1 protein-coding gene is annotated in these 343 nt (G+C 68.5%); it reads left to right on the top strand.

Features of this window, described 5'->3' with window-relative positions; translation table 11 throughout:
• On the top strand, positions 1–343 hold a 343-nt coding region (locus tag AC0L3D_RS37035), incomplete at both ends, for a site-specific integrase (protein WP_473647580.1).

Raw genomic sequence — 343 nt, 5'->3', positions numbered from 1 at the left:
GAGCGGACCGCCACATTGCAACGGTGCTCGCCGGCATCCGCCGCAAGCATGCCAAGCCGCCGCGCGTGAAGGAAGCCGTGCTCGGCGACGATCTGCTCGCCATGATCGCCACGCTCGGCCACGATCTGAGAGGCCTGCGCGACCGCGCCATCCTGCTGCTCGGCTTTGCCGGTGGCCTGCGGCGCTCGGAAATCGTCGGCCTCGACGTCACGCGCGAGGAAAAGAGCGATGGCGCCGGCTGGATCGAGATCTTTCCGGACAAGGGCGTGCTGGTCACGCTGCGCGGCAAGACCGGCTGGCGCGAGGTCGAGGTCGGCCGCGGCTCCAGCGATTTTTCTTGTCC

The sequence above is a fragment of the Mesorhizobium sp. WSM4837 genome, from assembly GCF_055811435.1.
This window is presented reverse-complemented; position numbering and strand designations above follow the sequence as displayed.